Source organism: Parasutterella excrementihominis YIT 11859 (genome assembly GCF_000205025.1).
Classification (GTDB): Bacteria; Pseudomonadota; Gammaproteobacteria; order Burkholderiales; family Burkholderiaceae_F; genus Parasutterella; species Parasutterella excrementihominis.
Genome location: NZ_GL883739.1, coordinates 1 through 16875, shown reverse-complemented (window position 1 = coordinate 16875; position 16875 = coordinate 1). Strand labels below are relative to the sequence as shown.

Genomic DNA, 16875 nt, shown 5'->3' with positions numbered 1-16875 from the left:
GCATGTTGGAAACCGGCGAGGTTTAAGAACCTTCGTTTAGTGCGCTAAGGCCCAAAGGTAGATTGGATAGAGGTTCGATGTCTCCGATAACAACGTCTCGTCCTTTTTCAACAGCCACTTGTTTCTGTACCACTTAGCAAAAATCTTATCCAAGGAAACTTTACCGGCGTAATTAACTTGTTCCACTTCACGTCTTTTCAGCATGAACGGCAGGGGAACATGATTGCTTTCGTGCTTAGACGGAAAAGAATAACCGCTTGAAGTCAGAAGTGAAACAAAGAAAAGCCGGAACCTGTCTTCTAAATTCAAGAAGAAAAGGGTGAATTAGCAGCTGCTCGTATGGGCGGTCTTTCTAGTGCCGATGGTACTTACACGATTCTGGACGGCGCAACGATAGGAAAAAGCTATAACGAAGCCGGCCTGACAAGCATTTACGTTACAACGCCTTTTACCAATAATGCCGTTGTTTACGTTTCTCCGGAATTCGGTGGTGTCAAGTTCCACGCTATGTACTCCAATGGTTTGTACGATGACACTAATAAATGGTCAAAAAACACTCATACATACGGCGCAGGTTTGACCTATGGTTCGGAAAGAGCAAAAGGAAGCGTTATGTATGAAGTCATCGATTCGGCTGTTGATTTCTCTCCGATGAATGCAAACTCCGGAGACGTGAAATCCAAAGACACCCAAATCTTCACAGTCGGCAGTCAATATCGCTTTGACAGCTTCACGCTTTACGGCACATATCAATACGTCACTCATGCCAGACTGCTTCCTGACTTCGATATCACTCTGACAGATGCGGCTATTAATTCCGGCATGATTAAAAAAGGTTTCAACAGCCATGCATTTTCCGTGTCGGGGGCTTTCCCGGTTTTCGGCGGAACGTTCAAAGCTGTGATCAACTATATGAATGGCAAGGCGAAAGACGGTGAAGTTAAGAGCTTCCTTGGTGCAAGTAAATTTGAACGCTTAGCCGGAGGCATTGCTTACGAATATCCGCTTTCTAAGCGCAGCACCTTGTATGGTTTTGGTGCTGTGTCAGTGGGCATGAAAGGGGCTAAATATAACTTCCGGTTACGGCAAAGTTGCCTACAACACATGGAGCGCAGGTTTTTGCTTGCGTCACTACTTCTAACAAAGCGTCTTGGGATAAGTAATTTTTCATTCTCCTTGGTCATAAGCATTGCACTTATGCATAACAGTGGCGGAACTAAAGTGAGCTTTAACTGGGTCCGCCTTTTTCGTTTCTATATGAGAAGCTGCAATTCGTTTAATCTTTGGGCTAGGTCAGGGATCCTCAATTTTTTGTGTTATACAAGCTCATTACTGAGGAGATCTCTCAATGACAAATCCGAGACTACCTCCGCTTCTGGTCAATAAAGCGAGTTCCGTTTTTTACGTGTATACCTACAAAAATGTTTGGGACAGAGATCTCAAGCGGAGCAAAAGAGGAGAGTCAAAAAAATAGGAAAGGTTCTTGGCGGACAAAAGGATGGCGTAATTTGTTTTAACGGGGGTTTTCTTCAGGAGCGTCCAGAATTTAGAAACTTCCTGGTAGAGAGAAAGGGAGAAGAGTATATCTGTACTCCTTTGAACGAAAGCGGCACTACGCTAACTCAGCCTCAATAGGTCAAACAACTTCATGCGGAGCCACTTGGGCACTGGATAAGCTTTTGTCGCAATCGCCTATTGGAGAGGCTCTTAAATGTTTTTTTCCACAACGGACGGACTACCTCAAGATTTTATCTATTGCCTATTTCATAATTCTCAACCAGGACAACAACATTTCCAAGTACGAGGTGTTTGCCTAGGTAACGCGCCTGCCCTGGGGCGATCCTCTGTCGCCTTCCTCAATCAGCCGGATCTTTAGAAAGATCAGAAATCAGCAGATAGAAACTTACTTCTCAGTTGTCAGGGAGGAGGAACAACAGGAGAAGTGTGGCGACAAAGATGAAATAACGCTGGCTCTGGACTCAACTTCCGCTGATTAATCTGCTGGCACTGGCGGACTACGAAAGCGGCATTCCTTTCTTCTACCGCGCCTTCGACGGAAAAATTCCCGATGTGAAAACCGTCAGACAAGTTATTTCCGGGAATGCCGGGCTGAGTCTAAATAACGTTGTTTTTGTGTCAGATAGAGGTTACAGCGACGCTAAAAACATCAAAGACTGCCTGAGAAATAAACTCGGATTCCTATTCAATGTGCAATGCGAGATGCCCGGAAGTTTTGCTCAAGAACTCATTGATGAGGAAAGAGAAAACCTCCGGGACTTAAACCGAATGGATTGGTTGACTAAGGTCTTCCAGATAACGAAAGAGATCAACTGGACTTTCGAACCTGATCTCGTACAGGGACAGGTGTCCTCAAAAAAGACGAAGGAATCGCGGTACTTTACTGGCACATCTATTTCAATCGACTAATTGCTGAGAACGCTAGGCAGGGGCTTATCGAGAGAATCGATCGCGTACGAGAAAAGATATGCAACGGTGAGGCGCTCGATGAAAACGAAGTAACGCTATTAGGTGAAGTATTTGAAAAACATGAGGAAGGCGACACGATCAGCTATCTCATTAGCAATGAGAAAGTGGATCAAAGGCTCCGCTACAAAGGCTATCCAGTGCGGGTAAGCGACAAGATACCCGACACTAGAAAAGCATGGTGCGCCTACCAGGAGAGAAGGATTCTAGAAGACACGCTCAAAACCCGCTCGAGCTGTGTCCGAAACTGTGTTTCGGATAACGAATCGCTCATTGGTAAAACGTTTGTGCTGTTCTTAGTGGCCTCTATTGAAATGATCGTCAGAGCGAGGCTGAGAAAATACTTCGAAGGAGGTAAAACGAGTGATAGCTTGCCGACGGATTACGACCGCTCCTGCAGAGTTCTTGACTCTTTGAACAACGTGATACAGACCAAATTCTGCGACGGCTATTATTTCGGAGGAAGTGCAGGGAAAAACGCGGACTTTTTGAAGCTCTTGGTGTCTCGGTTCCCGGCTCTGAACCAGAAGAGAAACGGGATTACGAAGACGAAGAGGAAACAGAATCCTAGAGAGGAGGCTGTTTGTTCTGAGATCGGCCTCCGCCAGATGCACTAAATTCTGCAATATCTTAAGGAGGCCGGAAGCCTTCGGAAGAACAACGAAGGACGGACAATAAAGCTGACGATGAGTTTTGAAGAGGGAACTAGAAAAAGGAAGGTCCGAAATTCTTTCGAATTTTGGACCATCAGTGGCGCGCCAGGCAGGAATCGAACCCACGACCCCCTGGTTCGTAGCCAGGTACTCTATCCAGCTGAGCTACTGGCGCACTGCTGTTTAACAGCGAAAACGAACTATAGCACAAAAAAATATTTTGTGTTTGAGTCGGGTTTCGCAGAATGGGCAAATTTGTAAAAATTGTCTTGAACTTGATTTGACGCCTTGTTTTTCCGTTTTATTGCAAGCTTGTCTAAACTTACGAAAATTAACCAAACGGAGAAAGTTAATGGACAACCAAATTATTTTCGGCGTGACAGACGAACAGAGCGGCTATAAGGACGAAATCCTTTTGACCAATATGTCTAACCGCCACGGCTGTATCACAGGTGCAACAGGAACCGGAAAAACAGTTTCTTTACAAAAATTAGCCGAATCTTTCTCCAAGAAAGGCGTTCCGGTATTCCTTGCGGATATCAAAGGTGACTTGTCGGGCATTGCAAAAGCTGCGGTGCCGACAGACAAGCTGAAAGCGCGTTTGGAAAAGCATCACTTGCCGACTCTGGATTGGTCAGCCTGCCCGGTTGTGTTTTGGGATGTCTTCGGTCAGGAAGGTTTCCCCGTTCGTGCAACGATCAGTGATATGGGACCGCTGCTTCTGTCCCGTCTCCTTCAATTAAACGATACTCAGGAAGGCGTCTTAAACGCCGTATTTTCGATTGCCGACGATAACGGGCTGTTGCTGTTGGATCTGAAAGATCTGCGCTCTATGCTTCAATTTGTGGGCGATAACGCCGCACAGTTCAGAACGAAGTACGGCAACATCTCAATGGCATCTATCGGAGCCATTCAAAGAGGTCTGCTGGTATTGGAAAATCAGGGCGGAGATAAGTTCTTCGGTGAACCGATGCTCAATATCCATGATTTGATGCAGACATCGGACGGAAAGGGCGTTGTAAACATCCTTGCTGCAGATAAGCTTATGCAGTCTCCGATGCTTTATGCAACTTTCCTTTTGTGGATTCTGAGCGAACTTTATGAAAATCTGCCGGAAGCCGGAGACCTTGAAAAACCGAAGCTCGTTTTCTTCTTTGACGAAGCACACATGCTCTTTAACGACGCTCCTCAAGTTTTAATCGATAAAGTCGAGCAGGTTGTTCGTTTGATTCGTTCTAAAGGCGTTGGTGTCTTCTTTGTGACTCAGAGTCCGGCCGATATCCCGGAAAAAGTTTTAAGTCAATTGGGCAACCGAGTTCAGCACGCCTTGAGAGCGTTTACGCCTCGCGATCAAAAGGCTGTCCGTACGGTCGCTGAAACCATGAGACCGAATCCGAAAATCGATATGGTGCAGGCCATTCAGGAACTCGGCGTCGGTGAAGCTTTAGTAAGCTTCTTGGATGACAACGGTACGCCCGGTATTACGCAAAGAGTTTGGGTATGCGCCCCGGGAAGCCAGATCGGACCGATCGCGCTTGCTGAAAGACAGGCGATCCAAAATGCATCTGTGCTGAAAGGTGTGTATGACAAGGCTATTGACCGAGTCAGTGCCTACGAAGTTCTTCAGCAGAGAGGCTCTTCGGCGGTTGCTGCAGACAACGGAGCTCCTCAGCCGGGTAAACTCGCGGCACCGGGAGCTGCCGAGCAGGAAGGACCGGACTTCACAGATATTTTGATGAGTAAAGCCAAAGACATCCTTTTAGGCTCTACAGGACCTAGGGGCGGCCATCGTGAAGGAATTGTCGAAAAGGTTGTTCGCCAAAGCGGAGAAAAAATCCTGAGAGGCATTCTTGGCTCTCTGTTAGGAGGCAAGAAATAATTTCCTAAAGGAATAGGGACGGCGGCGAGGAATCGAAAGGTTTTTCGCCATTTCTTTTCTTGGCGCAGAAATAAAAAAATCCGCAAACGCGGGTCACCGATGAAAAGAATTTGGAGCGGGAGACGAGTCTCGAACTCGCGACCTCAACCTTGGCAAGGTTGCGCTCTACCAACTGAGCTACTCCCGCGTGGAGCGTGATTCTACACTATTTTCAGAAACTGTGTGGAGCGGGAGACGAGTCTCGAACTCGCGACCTCAACCTTGGCAAGGTTGCGCTCTACCAACTGAGCTACTCCCGCGACAGAAGTTGCACTATACAGAGGCTTTTTTGACTTGTCAAACGAGTTGAGGAAATTACTTTGAAAGGGAAATGTTTATATTTGTGAACACGCTTTTAGAGGCGCAGATTTCTCCCCGTATTTGTCTTTTAACTTCAAATAGTTCGGTGAAAAACCCAATGTTTTTCGGTGGAAAATCAGCGCCTTTTCTTTTATCCTATAAGCGAGGACTATTCACTTTTCCAAATAAAGATGGGATTAAAGGTTTTTAATTTTATTTGTGAAAACGGACATACGTTCGAGGCGATGGTGCCCAGCATCGAAGCTTTTGAGGAACAAAAAAAGAACGGTTTTTTCACATGTCCCGTGTGTAATTCGAATGTCATTTCGAGAGCCCTTTCTGCGCCTCACATCCAGGCTTCTTCTACACAAAAGGATGTCTCGCAAAATACCGTGGAGGCAATGCATACCGTCTATAAAACGGTCAAAAAGATTTTGGATGAGAGCGAATTTGTCGGGGATCGATTTGCCGATGAGGCTCGCTCCATTCACAGAGGAGACGCCCCGGACCGCCTCATCACCGGAACTCCGACCTCGGAAGAGGTATCAGAACTCCGGGATGAAGGAATTGAAGTTTTAGAGATTGGGCTTAAGAAAGATCGCTCGACGAACTGATGTTCTGAAGCTCTTCGGAAATTTCGAGCCAGCGGCCTTCGAGTTCGTCAATCTTGGAAGAGAGTTCGCCGTGGCGTTTTAAGGCTTCTGCAACCTCGTCCTGATTTCCTTGATAAAAATCAGTGTCAGCAAGTTTGAGATCCAAAGCGCTCTTCTCTTTGTTGGCTAAATCGAGTTCTTTCTCGATCTTGCTGAGCTCTTTCTTGAGAGGTTTAGACAGTGCACTGATGCGTGCACGTTCCTGAGCCTCGTTTCGGCGCTGCTCCTTACGATTCACCGGAACAGGTGCCCCGGAATCTTCAGGTGCCGCATTCCTCGCTTTCTTGTCCTTTAAGACAATTTCGGCATATTCATCCAAATCTCCGTCAAATTCAGAGAGCTTGCCGTCACGAACCAACCAAAGTTCGTCGCAGCTGGCTCTGAGCAAATGACGATCGTGAGAGACGAGGAGGACGGCGCCTTCATAAGAGGACAGGGCGACGGTCAGAGCCTCGCGGGTTTCCATATCCAGGTGATTGGTCGGTTCGTCCAGCACGAGAAGATTTGGTTTGTTCCAAGCGATAAGCGCTAGGGAGAGGCGGGCTTTTTCTCCGCCGGACATGGGACCGACCGGTGCAAGAGCCTGATCTCCGGAAAAGCGGAATTTGCCTAAGAAGTTCCTCAAGTCCAGTTCGCGCATATTCGGAGGGGCAATGCGCGTTAAATGCTGCAGAGGAGACTCGTCATCTCTTAAGTCATTGAGCTGATGCTGAGCGAAATAGCCGATCTCCAGGCCTTGTCCGTAGCGGATTTCTCCGGCTAGAGGCTCAAGCTCACCGATGAGGGTCTTCACAAGCGTCGACTTACCGGCGCCGTTAACGCCTAATATACCGATTCGAGCACCTGCTGAGATATTGCACTTAACTTGAGTCAGGATGGGATGGTCGGGTTCGTATCCGCAGGCAACTCCTTCAGCGGTGATTAAATGCTGAGGCACTTTCTCCGGTTGCAGGAAAGAAAACCTCCATTCGTTCTTCGCCAAGACCGGCTCGACGGATTGAAGTTTTTCCAGCATCTTAATTCGTGACTGAGCCTGACGAGCTTTCGTGGCCTTGTAGCGGAATCGATCAATGTAGGCCTGGAGGTGCGAAGCGGCGCGTTCGTAGGCTTTAGCGGCGGCTTGCTGAAGCGCGAGTTTTTGAGCTCTGGTGACTTCAAACTGTGAGTAGTTGCCGCCGTACCGATTGATCGTGTTGTCTTCAACCGACCAAATGGATTTTGCAATTCGATCCAGGAATTCTCTGTCGTGAGAAATGACAATGACGGTGGCTTCCTGCTGCTTCAGGAAACTTTCGAGCCAGATGACCGAGTCAATGTCCAAATGGTTGGTAGGCTCATCCAACAGAAGCAAATCGGCCGGACGCATGAGCGCACGAGCCAGCGCGATTCGGTTTCTCCAACCGCCAGAAAACTCTGAGACCTGGCGCGAAGAGTCATTGGGCTTGAAACCCAAACCGTAGAGAATTTCTTCGGCTTTTGCGACGACAGCGCCTTCATTGATTTCGGCCAAGTGTGCAACAGCTTGTGCATAAGCCATATCATCGCCGGCTTCTTCCGCTCGCTTGAGTTCTGCTTTGGCTTCCATCAAAGGAGCGTGTCCCTCCAGGATGTATTCCAAGGCAGGAAGATCGGTCTCAACCACACGCTGGGCCACGTGCGAGATGCGGTTCAAAGGAGGCGCAAGGATGTCGCCGTCCTCAGTGGAGAGCTCGCCCAGAATTGCGGCGAAAAGCGTGGACTTGCCGGACCCGTTGGGTCCGACTAGTCCGATAATTTCTCCGTCCGAAGTCGTGAGATTGACGTTTTTATATAAAACTCTTACGCCTCGAACCAGGCTCACATTCTGAAGTCTAAGCATCGGGAAGCTGTTCTTTCTTAATCATGAAGACTTGATCTTTGCCGCCGGAGGTGGGCAGCCAGGTGACCTCAATATTGGGGAAACGTTCCTTGAAGTTTTCGGCGCCGTCTCCGAGCTCAACGATTAAAACACCGTTGTCATTTAAGTGCGCTTTAACTTCTTTAAGCAGCCGGTCGATGATATCCATGCCGTCGGCGCCTGCGACCAAGGCTAAAGAAGGCTCGTAACGGTATTCCTGAGGAAGTCCTTCCATGGAAGCTTCCGTGACATAGGGCGGATTCGAAATAATGAGATCGTATTTCGTGTTCTGCAGATTCTCGAACAAATCGCTTTGAATCGGATAGACACGATTTTCGAATTCGTAGTCGGCGATGTTGATTTCAGCCACTTCTAGAGCGTCGCTGCTGATGTCGACGGCATCAACTTCAGCCTGAGGAAACTTCTCTGCCAGCAGAATGGCCAAACAGCCGGAACCCGTGCACATATCCAAAATGGAGTGGATACGAGCAGGGTCAGGGAGAAGACCGTCAAAATTTTTTTCGATCAGCTCGGCAATGTAGCTACGGGGAATCAAGACTCTTTCGTCCACGTAGAAGGGGAACCCGGTGAGCCACCATTCTTTCGTAATGTAGGCTGTCGGTTCGAGGTCGTCGCAGCGGCGGGAAATGTTATTCAGTACTGTTTCCCGTTCATTACCGGTTAATGTGGCGTCTAAGAATTTTTCTTCGTATTCCAGCGGAATACGGAGTGTGCGCAGGACCAAAAACGCGGCTTCTTCTTCCGGATTTTGGTAGCCGTGATTAAAGGTAGCTTCAGAGGAATAAAGCCTTGTCGTGCAGTATCGAATGAAGTCGCGGATGGTTTTAAGCGGTTCAGTATTAGTTTCCATCATGTTCACTTAAAAAAATGCGTTCCAGTATTCTGTAATAAATTTTGGACAAGCAGGCGATATCCTTTGTCGGAATGCGCTCATTGACTTTATGAATTCGGTCGTTTACCGGTCCGAACTCTACAACTTCAGGACACCACTGTCGAATAAATCTGCCGTCGCTGGTTCCACCGGAAGTCGAGAACTCAGGTTTGATGCCGGTCACGTCCTTTATCGCTTCAGCTAGCTCGTTTCTGAAGAAAGGCTTTTCCGAGAAAAACGGCGAGGCGCTTTCCTGCCATTCAATCTTGAAATCCCAAACATATTTCCGGCACATGTCTTCGATCTGTTTCTCAAGTGACGCCGCGGTGTGCTTCGGGTTGTACCGAATGTTGAAGGTAATGACGCATTCACCCGGAACCACATTGACTGCTCCGGTGCCTGCATGGATGTTACTGATTTGGAATGAAGTGGCCGGGAAAGGAGGAAGACCTTCATCCCAGACGGTTTGAGAGAGTTCGGCGAGCAGAGGAGCGGCGCTGTGAATAGGATTCCTGACCTTTTTCGGATACGCGACGTGTCCCTGAATGCCTCGAACGGTGAGTTTGCCGTTTAGAGAGCCGCGGCGCCCGTTTTTAATGGTGTCGCCAAGCAGCCTGGTGCAGCTGGGCTCCCCGACAATACAGAAATCGGGCGCTACCTCACGGTCCGACAAAACCTGAAGCGCATATTGAGTGCCGTCTTTGCCGTCGCCTTCTTCGTCGCTTGTGAGCAGCAGGACAATCGTTCCTTTGAATTGGGGATGTTTAGAAACGAATTCACAAGCGGCAGCCGCAAAACAGGCGTCGGAAGTTTTCATGTCCTGAGCACCGCGTCCGTATAAGAAGCCCTCATCTTCCGTTGGCACAAACGGAGGAAACTTCCAGCCGTCTGCACCCGGCGGCACAACATCCACATGACCGGCAAAGAGAAATACCGGGGCCCCCGAGCCGTACTTGGCCCAGAGATTTTTAGTTTGCCCTCGATTGATTTCCTCACAAGAGAAGCCGTGTTGAGAGAGGAGATCGGCAAAGATTTTCAGAGAGCCAGCATCCGAAGGCGTCACGGATTCGCAAGCGATGATTTTTTTCGTGAGTTCAAGAGGGTCTTGCTGCATGCTGAACATTCTCAAATTCAGAGGTAGATGAAATGCGAAGACCTCTGTCAGGAAAGACAGAGGCTCTAAACAAAGGGCCTTGAATATTCAAGGCCCTTAAAATTAGTCGCGAAGAAGTTCGTTAATACTTGTCTTCGAACGCGTCTTGGCGTCTACGCGCTTAACGATGACCGCGCAGTTAAGGTTGTATTTGCCGTCAGCGGAAGGCAAGCTTCCGGGAACAACGACAGAACCGGCAGGTACTCTGCCGCGATGAATTTCGCCGGTGGTACGGTCATAAATCTTCGTGCTCTGTCCGATGAAGACACCCATGGAGATCACGCTGTTTTCTTCAACGATGACGCCTTCAACGATTTCGCTGCGGGCACCGATAAAGCAGTTGTCCTCGATGATGGTCGGGGTTGCCTGAAGCGGCTCGAGAACACCGCCGATACCGACGCCGCCGGAAAGGTGGCAGTTCTTACCGACTTGAGCGCAGGAACCGACCGTTGACCAGGTATCGACCATGGTGTTTTCTCCGATGTAGGCGCCGATGTTGACAAAGGAGGGCATCAATACAACGCTCGGAGCGATGTAGCTGCCGTGGCGAGCCACAGCAGTGGGCACACAGCGGATGCCGGATTCTTTCCAATCGGCTTCGGAAAAATGATCGAAGCGGGAGGGAACCTTGTCAAAGAAAGAGAGGTCGCCGGCGCGGACCATTTTGTTCGGATAAAGCTGGAAGCTCAAAAGAACGGCTTTTTTGATCCATTCATGGGTGACCCATTCGCCGTCAATCTTTTCGGCAACTCGAAGCTTTCCCTGCTGAAGCAGTTTGATCACTTCATCGACGGAGTTTTGAACTTCGGGCGGAAAGTGTTCGGGACGCAGCCCGAAAGATTGTTCAATAATTTGCTTTAATGCTTCCATAGTTATTCCTCAAAAGGGTCAAATTCTGCAATTCTTTGGGCGGCCTCTGTGACTTCCGGTACGGTGGCTACCAGTGCGATGCGAATGTAGCCTGAGCCCGGATTAACACCGTTGACTTCCCGGCCAAGGAAACTGCCCGGGAGGACGGTGATGCCTTTTTTCTCATAGAGCCGTCTTGCATAGAGTTTATCGTCTATAGGCGTTTTCGCCCACAAATAAAAACTTGCATCGGGCATTTCTACTTCCAGCGCTTGTTTCAGCAAAGGAACGGCGGCCTTAAATTTTTCGACATAAAACCTTCTGTTTTCCCGCACATGTTCTTCATCATTCCATGCCGCGATGCTGGCGTGCTGTACGGCGCCCCCCATGGCGCTGCCGTGATAAGTTCTGTAGAGCAGGAACGGTTTGATCAGTTTTTCGTCGCCGGCGACAAAGCCGGTACGCATGCCGGGGATGTTAGAACGCTTGGATAAGCTTGAGAAGACGATGAGACGGTCGAAGTTCGGTCTGCCTAGAAGTTTGGCAGCGCTCAGTGCGCCGAGCGGCGGATTGTCCTCGTCAAAATAAATTTCCGAATAACACTCGTCGCTGCCGATCACAAAACCGTACTTGTCGGAAAGGTCAAACAATTTTCTCCAGTCCTCCAATGACAGAACCGTTCCGGTCGGATTGTTCGGAGAGCAGACAAAGAGCAGCTGGGTGCGTTTGAGGACATCTTCCGGTATGGAAGAGTAGTTGGGTTTAAAGCCTGTCTCAGCCGTCATCGGGCAAAAATACGGTTGGGCGCCGGCCAATTTCGCGGCTCCTTCGTAAATTTGATAGAAAGGATTCGGCATGACAACGACCGGGTCTTGGGTCGGATCAATCAGAACCTGCGTTAAAGCAAACAGGGCTTCTCGCGATCCGTTGGTCGGCAGAATCTGAGAAGCAGGATCGAGTTTTACGCCGTAGCGTTTTTCAATCCAGTTCCCGATCGCCTCTTTCAGCTCAGGATAACCGCCTGTCGGAGGATACTTTTCAAATAAAGCCTGATGGTCGAAGAGGGCTTGTTTGACGGTGTCGGGTGCCGGGTGTTTCGGCTCGCCGATAGAAAGGGAGATCGGTTTGAGATCCTCGGGAAGTTTGGCGCCTTCCAGAAGCTTGCGCAGTTTGGCAAAGGGATAGGGCTGAAGTGTATTAAGCAGCGGGTTCATAACAACTTATCATTTTCGTCGGAATATTCACAAAATTTTAGCGAACGAAGAAGCAGTTGCCGCGCTCGAAAACTACGAAATGCAGATCAGAAAAAACAACGGCCTGTTGAAACGGGCCGCTGAGGAAAAAAATCGGATTAACCGCGAGTCGGATCGTTCGATTCGAACTCAGGCAGTTCAACCGGTTTGACCGGTGTCCAGCCTTCTTTACGGTATTCAGCAACGACCGTCGTGTAGATGCCGCCGCGGACCCACCATTTAGCCTTGAGTCTTATGAAACGAGGGGAAGTGGCCGCAACGAGATCGTCCAGGATCTTGTTGGTGATGGCTTCATGGAAAGCACCTTCCTGACGATAACTCCACATATAGAGTTTCAGTGCCTTGAGTTCGACATTCTTCTGGTCCGGAATGTAGTCGAGCAGAAGTGTGGCGAAGTCGGGCTGTCCGGTTAACGGGCAAAGCGACGTGAACTCAGGGATTTCAATGTGAATTAAATAATCCCGATTCGGCTGAGGATTCGGGAAAGTCTCAAGATTCTTGCAAGGAGCTGTAGACATGAAAATTATTTTTCCGCTATGTGTTTAATTAGAGGCCATAAATTATAAGGTCGCGGAAAGAAAGACAAAGCGGTTTGAACCGCCGTGGGTAACGCGGAAAAAATAAAATTGCATCAGTTCGTAATACGGTGGTTTTCTTCATAAGCCTGTAGAATATTGAGACTTGAGTAGTAGCCTGCGGAGAACACAACCGCAGGTTTAGGATTTAGCTAAAGAAAGATGAATATGGTTGGAATGGGGGTAACGATAGTCCTGATCCTTGCGGTTGGCGGCGTCGGCGTTTGGTATTGGCTTCGAATCAAAGAGACGTCAAGTCATGAGAAAGTCGAAGATAAAACACCTCCGAGGATTCCTCAGGAGCCGATTTTCGGCGAGGATTTGATCAATTCCGGCGACATTAAAGTCGACGAGATTAAGAAGACCTCACCTCCTGCTGAAGAACCGCAGTCTGAGTCTCAGTCACCAGAAGAGACGATCGAGGAAGTTCAGGAGGTTCTCCTGAAAGAAACCGAAGAGGAAGAGGAGCCCGTTGAAACTTCTCCGGTATTGGAAGAGATTGATGACAGCGGTCTGCCTAAATATGATCCCTTTGTCACGGAACTCGTTCGCATTACCTTCAAGAAGCCGGTAACCGGTAGCCAGCTCGCACCGTTCGTTAAAACGGCAATGGAAAATGCTCCGAGAGGTCTGCTGCGCATCTTGGCGCTGGAAGCCAACAGCAACCGCTGGTTCGTGCCGGATGCGATCGGCATGTTCTCGGCAATTGCCTTCTATATTCAGCTGGCTTCCGGTAAAGCTTCTTTCGACCAGGTGTCCCTATCGAATCTGTATCAGCTGGTTTTCCTGCGTATGGAAATGAACTTGGACGGCACTTCAGAAATGAAGGAAATGCAGCTGCTGAACAACCATACGGATCAGCTCAACGCACTTATCAAGAATTTCGGCGTGCAGATCACGCTTCTGCTGCGTCCTTTAGAACCGGTTTCTATCGATGATTTCGAAAAAGAAACGATGCTCTTGGGCTTAAAGCGCAGAAGCATGACGCATTATGAAAAGCTGGGTGAGCTGGTTTTGGATAAAAACGGCAAACGTCAGGGCAACCGTAAGGGCACGATCGAACTTCGCTGGCTGGACGACAGAAATATTGCGATTTCTCTGAACGTTCCGCTGATCGCTCCTGAAAGCGATCCCCTGCGTCTGCTGATGACGGCTGCCAACGCTTTTGCGGCCGTGTTTGATGCCAAGATTGTGGATCCTAAGGGATGTGAAATCTCGGGCGCCACGGTGTCTCTGCTGAAGCAGGAACTCGACCGCTTCTATAAGCAGATGCGTGAGAACAATATCGAGCCGGGCAGCGTTAGGGCACATCAGCTTCTCGATTAAAAAGATCCCAAATTTATCATTCTGATTCAAACATCGGATTCCCAGCGAGTACAGTAAGGAACCCGATGTTTTTATTTGGTTCAGGTACGAAATGGAAGAGCAAGACAAGAAAAAATTAGAGGCAGTTAAACTCCGAATGGAGAAACTGGCCGAGGAGCTTGAAAAGCACAACAAGGCTTATTACATCGACAATGCTCCGACGGTGTCTGACGAGATCTATGACTCGTTGTTCCAAGAACTGGCGCGACTGGAAAAAGAATATCCTCAGTTCAAAAGTCCGGTTTCACCGACGGAGCGCGTCGGTGCAACCGTCCAGAGCGAACTGAAAAAAGTCACGCATGCCGTGCCGATGCTCTCCATTCATACCGAAACGGACTACACTGCTCAAGGCGCTTATGATTTTGACGCCCGCGTAAGAAGAGAACTTGAACTGACGCCCGATCAGACGATTGATTATGACTGCGAATTGAAATTCGACGGGCTGGCCATTAACTTGCGTTATGAGGACGGCGTTCTTGTTCAGGCCGCGACCCGCGGAGACGGCTACACCGGTGAAGACGTTACAGCGAACGTCAAAACGATTAAGACGCTTCCTTTAAAGGTCGATGGCTTCCCGAAGATTTTTGAAGTCCGCGGCGAGGTGATCATGCACAAGGAAGTGTTCCGCAAGCTTAATGAAGAGCAGGAAGCGGTCGGAGCGAAGCTTTTTGCCAACCCTCGTAATGCAGCAGCCGGCAGTCTCCGCCAGCTGGACTCGGCCCTGACGGCGAAACGCAATCTGAACTTTTATGCCTACGGCTACGGCGAAGTGAGCGAGATGCCGGCCGATACCCAGTCGGGACTGCTTGATTATTTGAAATCTAAAGGCTTCCCGGTGATCAGCAATCGGATCGTCGTGCAAACACCGGAACAACTTGAGGCATTCCATTTAGAAGTCGCTCGTATTCGTCACGATTTGCCGTTTGATATTGACGGCGTGGTCTACAAAGTCAATAGTTTTGCCCGCCAGAAACAGCTGGGATTCGTCTCCAGAGAACCTCGCTGGGCCGTGGCCCATAAATATCCGCCGGAAGAAGTTCAAACGCAGGTTTTGGATATTACCGTTCAAGTCGGACGCACCGGCAAACTTACGCCCGTCGCTCGCCTCAAGCCCGTGTTTGTCGGCGGAACCACCATCAGCAATGTTTCTCTGCACAACGAAGAATTCCTACAGAACATGGGTATAAAGATCGGAGACACGGTCGTTGTCCATCGTGCCGGCGACGTTATCCCCGAGATCGTCCGAGTAATTCCCGAGCTTAGGCCGAAAGACGCCAGAGATTTCGTGATGCCGGAATTCTGTCCGGTCTGCGGTTCTCACGCTTATAAAGAAGACGGAGAAAAGGATCGCCACTGCAGCGGCGGTCTTTTCTGCCGCGCTCAGCGAGCCCAAAGCATTCTCCACTTTGTCAGCCGCAAAGCCATGGGCATTGACGGTATCGGGGAAAAATTGGCCGAACAGCTGATTGAACATGATTTGGTTACTACGGTTGCGGATATTTACCGTTTGACCGTCGACAAGCTCGTCGGTCTGGACCGTATGGGACAAAAATCTGCCGAGAAACTTGTCGCCTCTATTGAAGCTTCCAAGAAGACCACGCTTGAACGTTTCTTGTACGCCATCAGCATTCCGGAAGTCGGAGAGGCTACGGCGAGGAATTTAGCATCGCACTTCGGTGCTTTAAAACCGCTGGAAGAGGCTTCGTTAGAACAGCTGCAGGAAGTTGAAGACATCGGTCCGTCGGGCGCGGAAAACATTCTGCACTTCTTTGCCGAACCGGCGAACATCGCGGTGATCAATGACCTGATGGATCGCGGCGTCGTGTGGGAAGAGGGTACGGGCACGAGTGGCCAGGAACTTCCGCTGAACGGTTTGACATTCGTTCTGACCGGCACACTACCAACGCTTTCCAGAGACGAGGCCAGCGATATTATTCGTAAAGCGGGCGGAAAGGTAAGCGGATCGGTCTCTAAGAAGACGAGTTATGTTTTGGCCGGCGAATCTGCGGGATCCAAACTCGCCAAAGCCGAGGCTTTAGGCGTTAATATCATAGACGAACCTGAGTTATTCAAAATGATCAATCAAGGAGTAAAGGCGGATGGCTAATTTTGCGTTGATCGGCGGAAGCGGTTTGGACCAGTTGTCTCTTTTAGAAGGCAAGGTCATTGAGAAAATTGACACTCCCTACGGTAAAGAGCCGGTCGAAATTTGCCGTGGAGTGATTGACGGACTGAACATCGTATTTTTATCTCGGCACGGGACGACTGAGAAGAAGCCGCCGCACATGATTAACTATCGCGCCAACATTTGGGCTCTTTCACAGTTCGAGCCCAAAGCCGTGATCGCATTGGCTTCCGTCGGCGCTGTTTTGCCTGAAGATGATATCGGTGCGATTGCCGTACCCGATCAGATCATTGACTATACCTGGGGCAGAGAAACCAGCTACAACACCGGCAAAGAGAAGTTCATTAACTTCATTGACTTCACTTATCCGTTTGATATGGATTTGAGAGAAGCAATTGTTGATGCTTCTGAGGAGCTGGATCTTCCGATTATTGACGGCGGTACTTACGCCTGCACTCAAGGTCCGAGACTCGAAACGGCGGCCGAAGTTGATCGCATCGATAATGACGGCGGTCACTATGTCGGTATGACACTGATGCCCGAGTCATGCTTGGCTAGAGAGTTAAATCTCAAGTACGCAGCGATTTGCCAGATAGTCAATACTGCAGCCGGCCGCGGAGCCTCTGAAAAAGGCATCGTGCTTGACGATACGAAGGAAGCCCTGACTAAGGCGACAAAGGAAAGTGTGAATTTAGCTCTTGCCACATTCCGCTCATTGGCTGATTAGAACTTTTGTTGACTAAAGCAAAAGGGGATGTTGCAAAAGTCCTGAGAAGGAC

13 protein-coding genes and 3 tRNA genes are annotated in these 16875 nt (G+C 49.3%); 7 read left to right on the top strand and 9 right to left on the bottom strand.

All coding sequences use genetic code 11. The features are described from left to right. The first annotated feature begins 339 nt into the window (after positions 1 to 339). Together HMPREF9439_RS09125 and HMPREF9439_RS09110 are read left to right on the top strand one after the other, a co-directional pair. Positions 340 to 1386 (top strand): porin, encoded by a 1047-nt coding sequence (locus HMPREF9439_RS09125; protein ID WP_008864597.1) that lies wholly within the window; start codon positions 340 to 342, stop codon positions 1384 to 1386. A 1205-nt stretch (positions 1387 to 2591) separates the two neighbouring features. Next, the gene (locus HMPREF9439_RS09110) at positions 2592 to 3101 is read left to right on the top strand and encodes a hypothetical protein (RefSeq protein WP_008811995.1); all 510 of its coding nucleotides are present in this window, start codon (positions 2592 to 2594) and stop codon (positions 3099 to 3101) included. Between the two features lie 134 nt (positions 3102 to 3235). On the opposite strand, the gene HMPREF9439_RS09105 is transcribed toward HMPREF9439_RS09110, so the two are convergent. Beyond that, positions 3236 to 3312, bottom strand: a tRNA-Arg gene (locus HMPREF9439_RS09105). Between the two features lie 177 nt (positions 3313 to 3489). On the opposite strand from HMPREF9439_RS09105, the gene HMPREF9439_RS09100 reads away from it, so the two are divergent. Continuing rightward, positions 3490 to 5016 (top strand): helicase HerA-like domain-containing protein, encoded by a 1527-nt coding sequence (locus tag HMPREF9439_RS09100; protein WP_008864593.1) that lies wholly within the window; start codon positions 3490 to 3492, stop codon positions 5014 to 5016. A gap of 111 nt (positions 5017 to 5127) precedes the next feature. On the opposite strand, the gene HMPREF9439_RS09095 is transcribed toward HMPREF9439_RS09100, so the two are convergent. Continuing rightward, positions 5128 to 5203 (bottom strand) — tRNA-Gly (locus HMPREF9439_RS09095). Between the two features lie 36 nt (positions 5204 to 5239). Beyond that, positions 5240 to 5315: transfer RNA gene (locus HMPREF9439_RS09090), tRNA-Gly, on the bottom strand. 231 nt (positions 5316 to 5546) lie between these two features. On the opposite strand from HMPREF9439_RS09090, the gene HMPREF9439_RS09085 reads away from it, so the two are divergent. Beyond that, on the top strand, positions 5547 to 5969 hold the full coding sequence (locus HMPREF9439_RS09085; protein ID WP_008811997.1) for a DUF1178 family protein: 423 nt from the start codon (positions 5547 to 5549) through the stop codon (positions 5967 to 5969). Here HMPREF9439_RS09085 and HMPREF9439_RS09080 read toward each other — a convergent pair. The 6 genes from HMPREF9439_RS09080 to queF all read right to left on the bottom strand — a co-directional run bounded on the left by HMPREF9439_RS09080 (position 5944) and on the right by queF (position 12549). Next, positions 5944 to 7866 (bottom strand): ABC-F family ATP-binding cassette domain-containing protein, encoded by a 1923-nt coding sequence (locus HMPREF9439_RS09080; protein ID WP_008864591.1) that lies wholly within the window; start codon positions 7864 to 7866, stop codon positions 5944 to 5946. The genes HMPREF9439_RS09085 and HMPREF9439_RS09080 overlap by 26 nt on opposite strands. After that, the gene (prmB, locus tag HMPREF9439_RS09075) at positions 7859 to 8758 is read right to left on the bottom strand and encodes a 50S ribosomal protein L3 N(5)-glutamine methyltransferase (protein WP_008864590.1); all 900 of its coding nucleotides are present in this window, start codon (positions 8756 to 8758) and stop codon (positions 7859 to 7861) included. Before prmB ends, HMPREF9439_RS09080 begins: the two co-directional genes overlap by 8 nt. After that, positions 8745 to 9890 (bottom strand): succinyl-diaminopimelate desuccinylase, encoded by a 1146-nt coding sequence (gene dapE, locus HMPREF9439_RS09070; RefSeq protein WP_008812000.1) that lies wholly within the window; start codon positions 9888 to 9890, stop codon positions 8745 to 8747. Before dapE ends, prmB begins: the two co-directional genes overlap by 14 nt. Positions 9891 to 9992: 102 nt before the next feature. Continuing rightward, a complete protein-coding gene (gene dapD / locus HMPREF9439_RS09065; RefSeq protein WP_217176404.1) occupies positions 9993 to 10805 on the bottom strand; it encodes a 2,3,4,5-tetrahydropyridine-2,6-dicarboxylate N-succinyltransferase in 813 nt (270 codons plus the stop codon). Further along, positions 10802 to 11992, bottom strand: coding sequence for a succinyldiaminopimelate transaminase (gene dapC / locus HMPREF9439_RS09060; RefSeq protein WP_008812002.1), 1191 nt, complete (start codon positions 11990 to 11992; stop codon positions 10802 to 10804). The genes dapD and dapC overlap by 4 nt, the downstream gene beginning before the upstream one ends. A 137-nt stretch (positions 11993 to 12129) precedes the next feature. Further along, complete coding sequence (gene queF / locus HMPREF9439_RS09055) at positions 12130 to 12549, bottom strand: preQ(1) synthase (RefSeq protein WP_008812003.1); 420 nt, start codon at positions 12547 to 12549, stop codon at positions 12130 to 12132. A 219-nt stretch (positions 12550 to 12768) separates the two neighbouring features. On the opposite strand from queF, the gene HMPREF9439_RS09050 reads away from it, so the two are divergent. The 3 genes from HMPREF9439_RS09050 to HMPREF9439_RS09040 all read left to right on the top strand — a co-directional run bounded on the left by HMPREF9439_RS09050 (position 12769) and on the right by HMPREF9439_RS09040 (position 16823). Further along, on the top strand, positions 12769 to 13932 hold the full coding sequence (locus HMPREF9439_RS09050) for a hypothetical protein (RefSeq protein ID WP_008864588.1): 1164 nt from the start codon (positions 12769 to 12771) through the stop codon (positions 13930 to 13932). A gap of 91 nt (positions 13933 to 14023) precedes the next feature. Beyond that, positions 14024 to 16078, top strand: a complete 2055-nt coding sequence (gene ligA / locus HMPREF9439_RS09045; RefSeq protein ID WP_008812005.1) for an NAD-dependent DNA ligase LigA — start codon at positions 14024 to 14026, stop codon at positions 16076 to 16078. Then, entirely contained in the window at positions 16071 to 16823 is a 753-nt protein-coding gene (locus tag HMPREF9439_RS09040; RefSeq protein ID WP_008812006.1) for an S-methyl-5'-thioinosine phosphorylase, read from the top strand. The genes ligA and HMPREF9439_RS09040 overlap by 8 nt, the downstream gene beginning before the upstream one ends. Positions 16824 to 16875 lie beyond the last annotated feature (52 nt).

Coding starts and splice junctions, on each gene's coding strand:
- HMPREF9439_RS09125 (WP_008864597.1), top strand. CDS start 340: ATGGGCGGTCTTTCTAGTGCCGATGGTACTTACACGATTCTGGACGGC.
- HMPREF9439_RS09100 (WP_008864593.1), top strand. CDS start 3,490: ATGGACAACCAAATTATTTTCGGCGTGACAGACGAACAGAGCGGCTAT.
- HMPREF9439_RS09085 (WP_008811997.1), top strand. CDS start 5,547: ATGGGATTAAAGGTTTTTAATTTTATTTGTGAAAACGGACATACGTTC.
- HMPREF9439_RS09080 (WP_008864591.1), bottom strand. CDS start 7,866: ATGCTTAGACTTCAGAATGTGAGCCTGGTTCGAGGCGTAAGAGTTTTA.
- prmB (WP_008864590.1), bottom strand. CDS start 8,758: ATGATGGAAACTAATACTGAACCGCTTAAAACCATCCGCGACTTCATT.
- dapE (WP_008812000.1), bottom strand. CDS start 9,890: ATGCAGCAAGACCCTCTTGAACTCACGAAAAAAATCATCGCTTGCGAA.
- dapC (WP_008812002.1), bottom strand. CDS start 11,992: ATGAACCCGCTGCTTAATACACTTCAGCCCTATCCCTTTGCCAAACTG.
- queF (WP_008812003.1), bottom strand. CDS start 12,549: ATGTCTACAGCTCCTTGCAAGAATCTTGAGACTTTCCCGAATCCTCAG.
- HMPREF9439_RS09050 (WP_008864588.1), top strand. CDS start 12,769: ATGAATATGGTTGGAATGGGGGTAACGATAGTCCTGATCCTTGCGGTT.
- ligA (WP_008812005.1), top strand. CDS start 14,024: ATGGAAGAGCAAGACAAGAAAAAATTAGAGGCAGTTAAACTCCGAATG.
- HMPREF9439_RS09040 (WP_008812006.1), top strand. CDS start 16,071: ATGGCTAATTTTGCGTTGATCGGCGGAAGCGGTTTGGACCAGTTGTCT.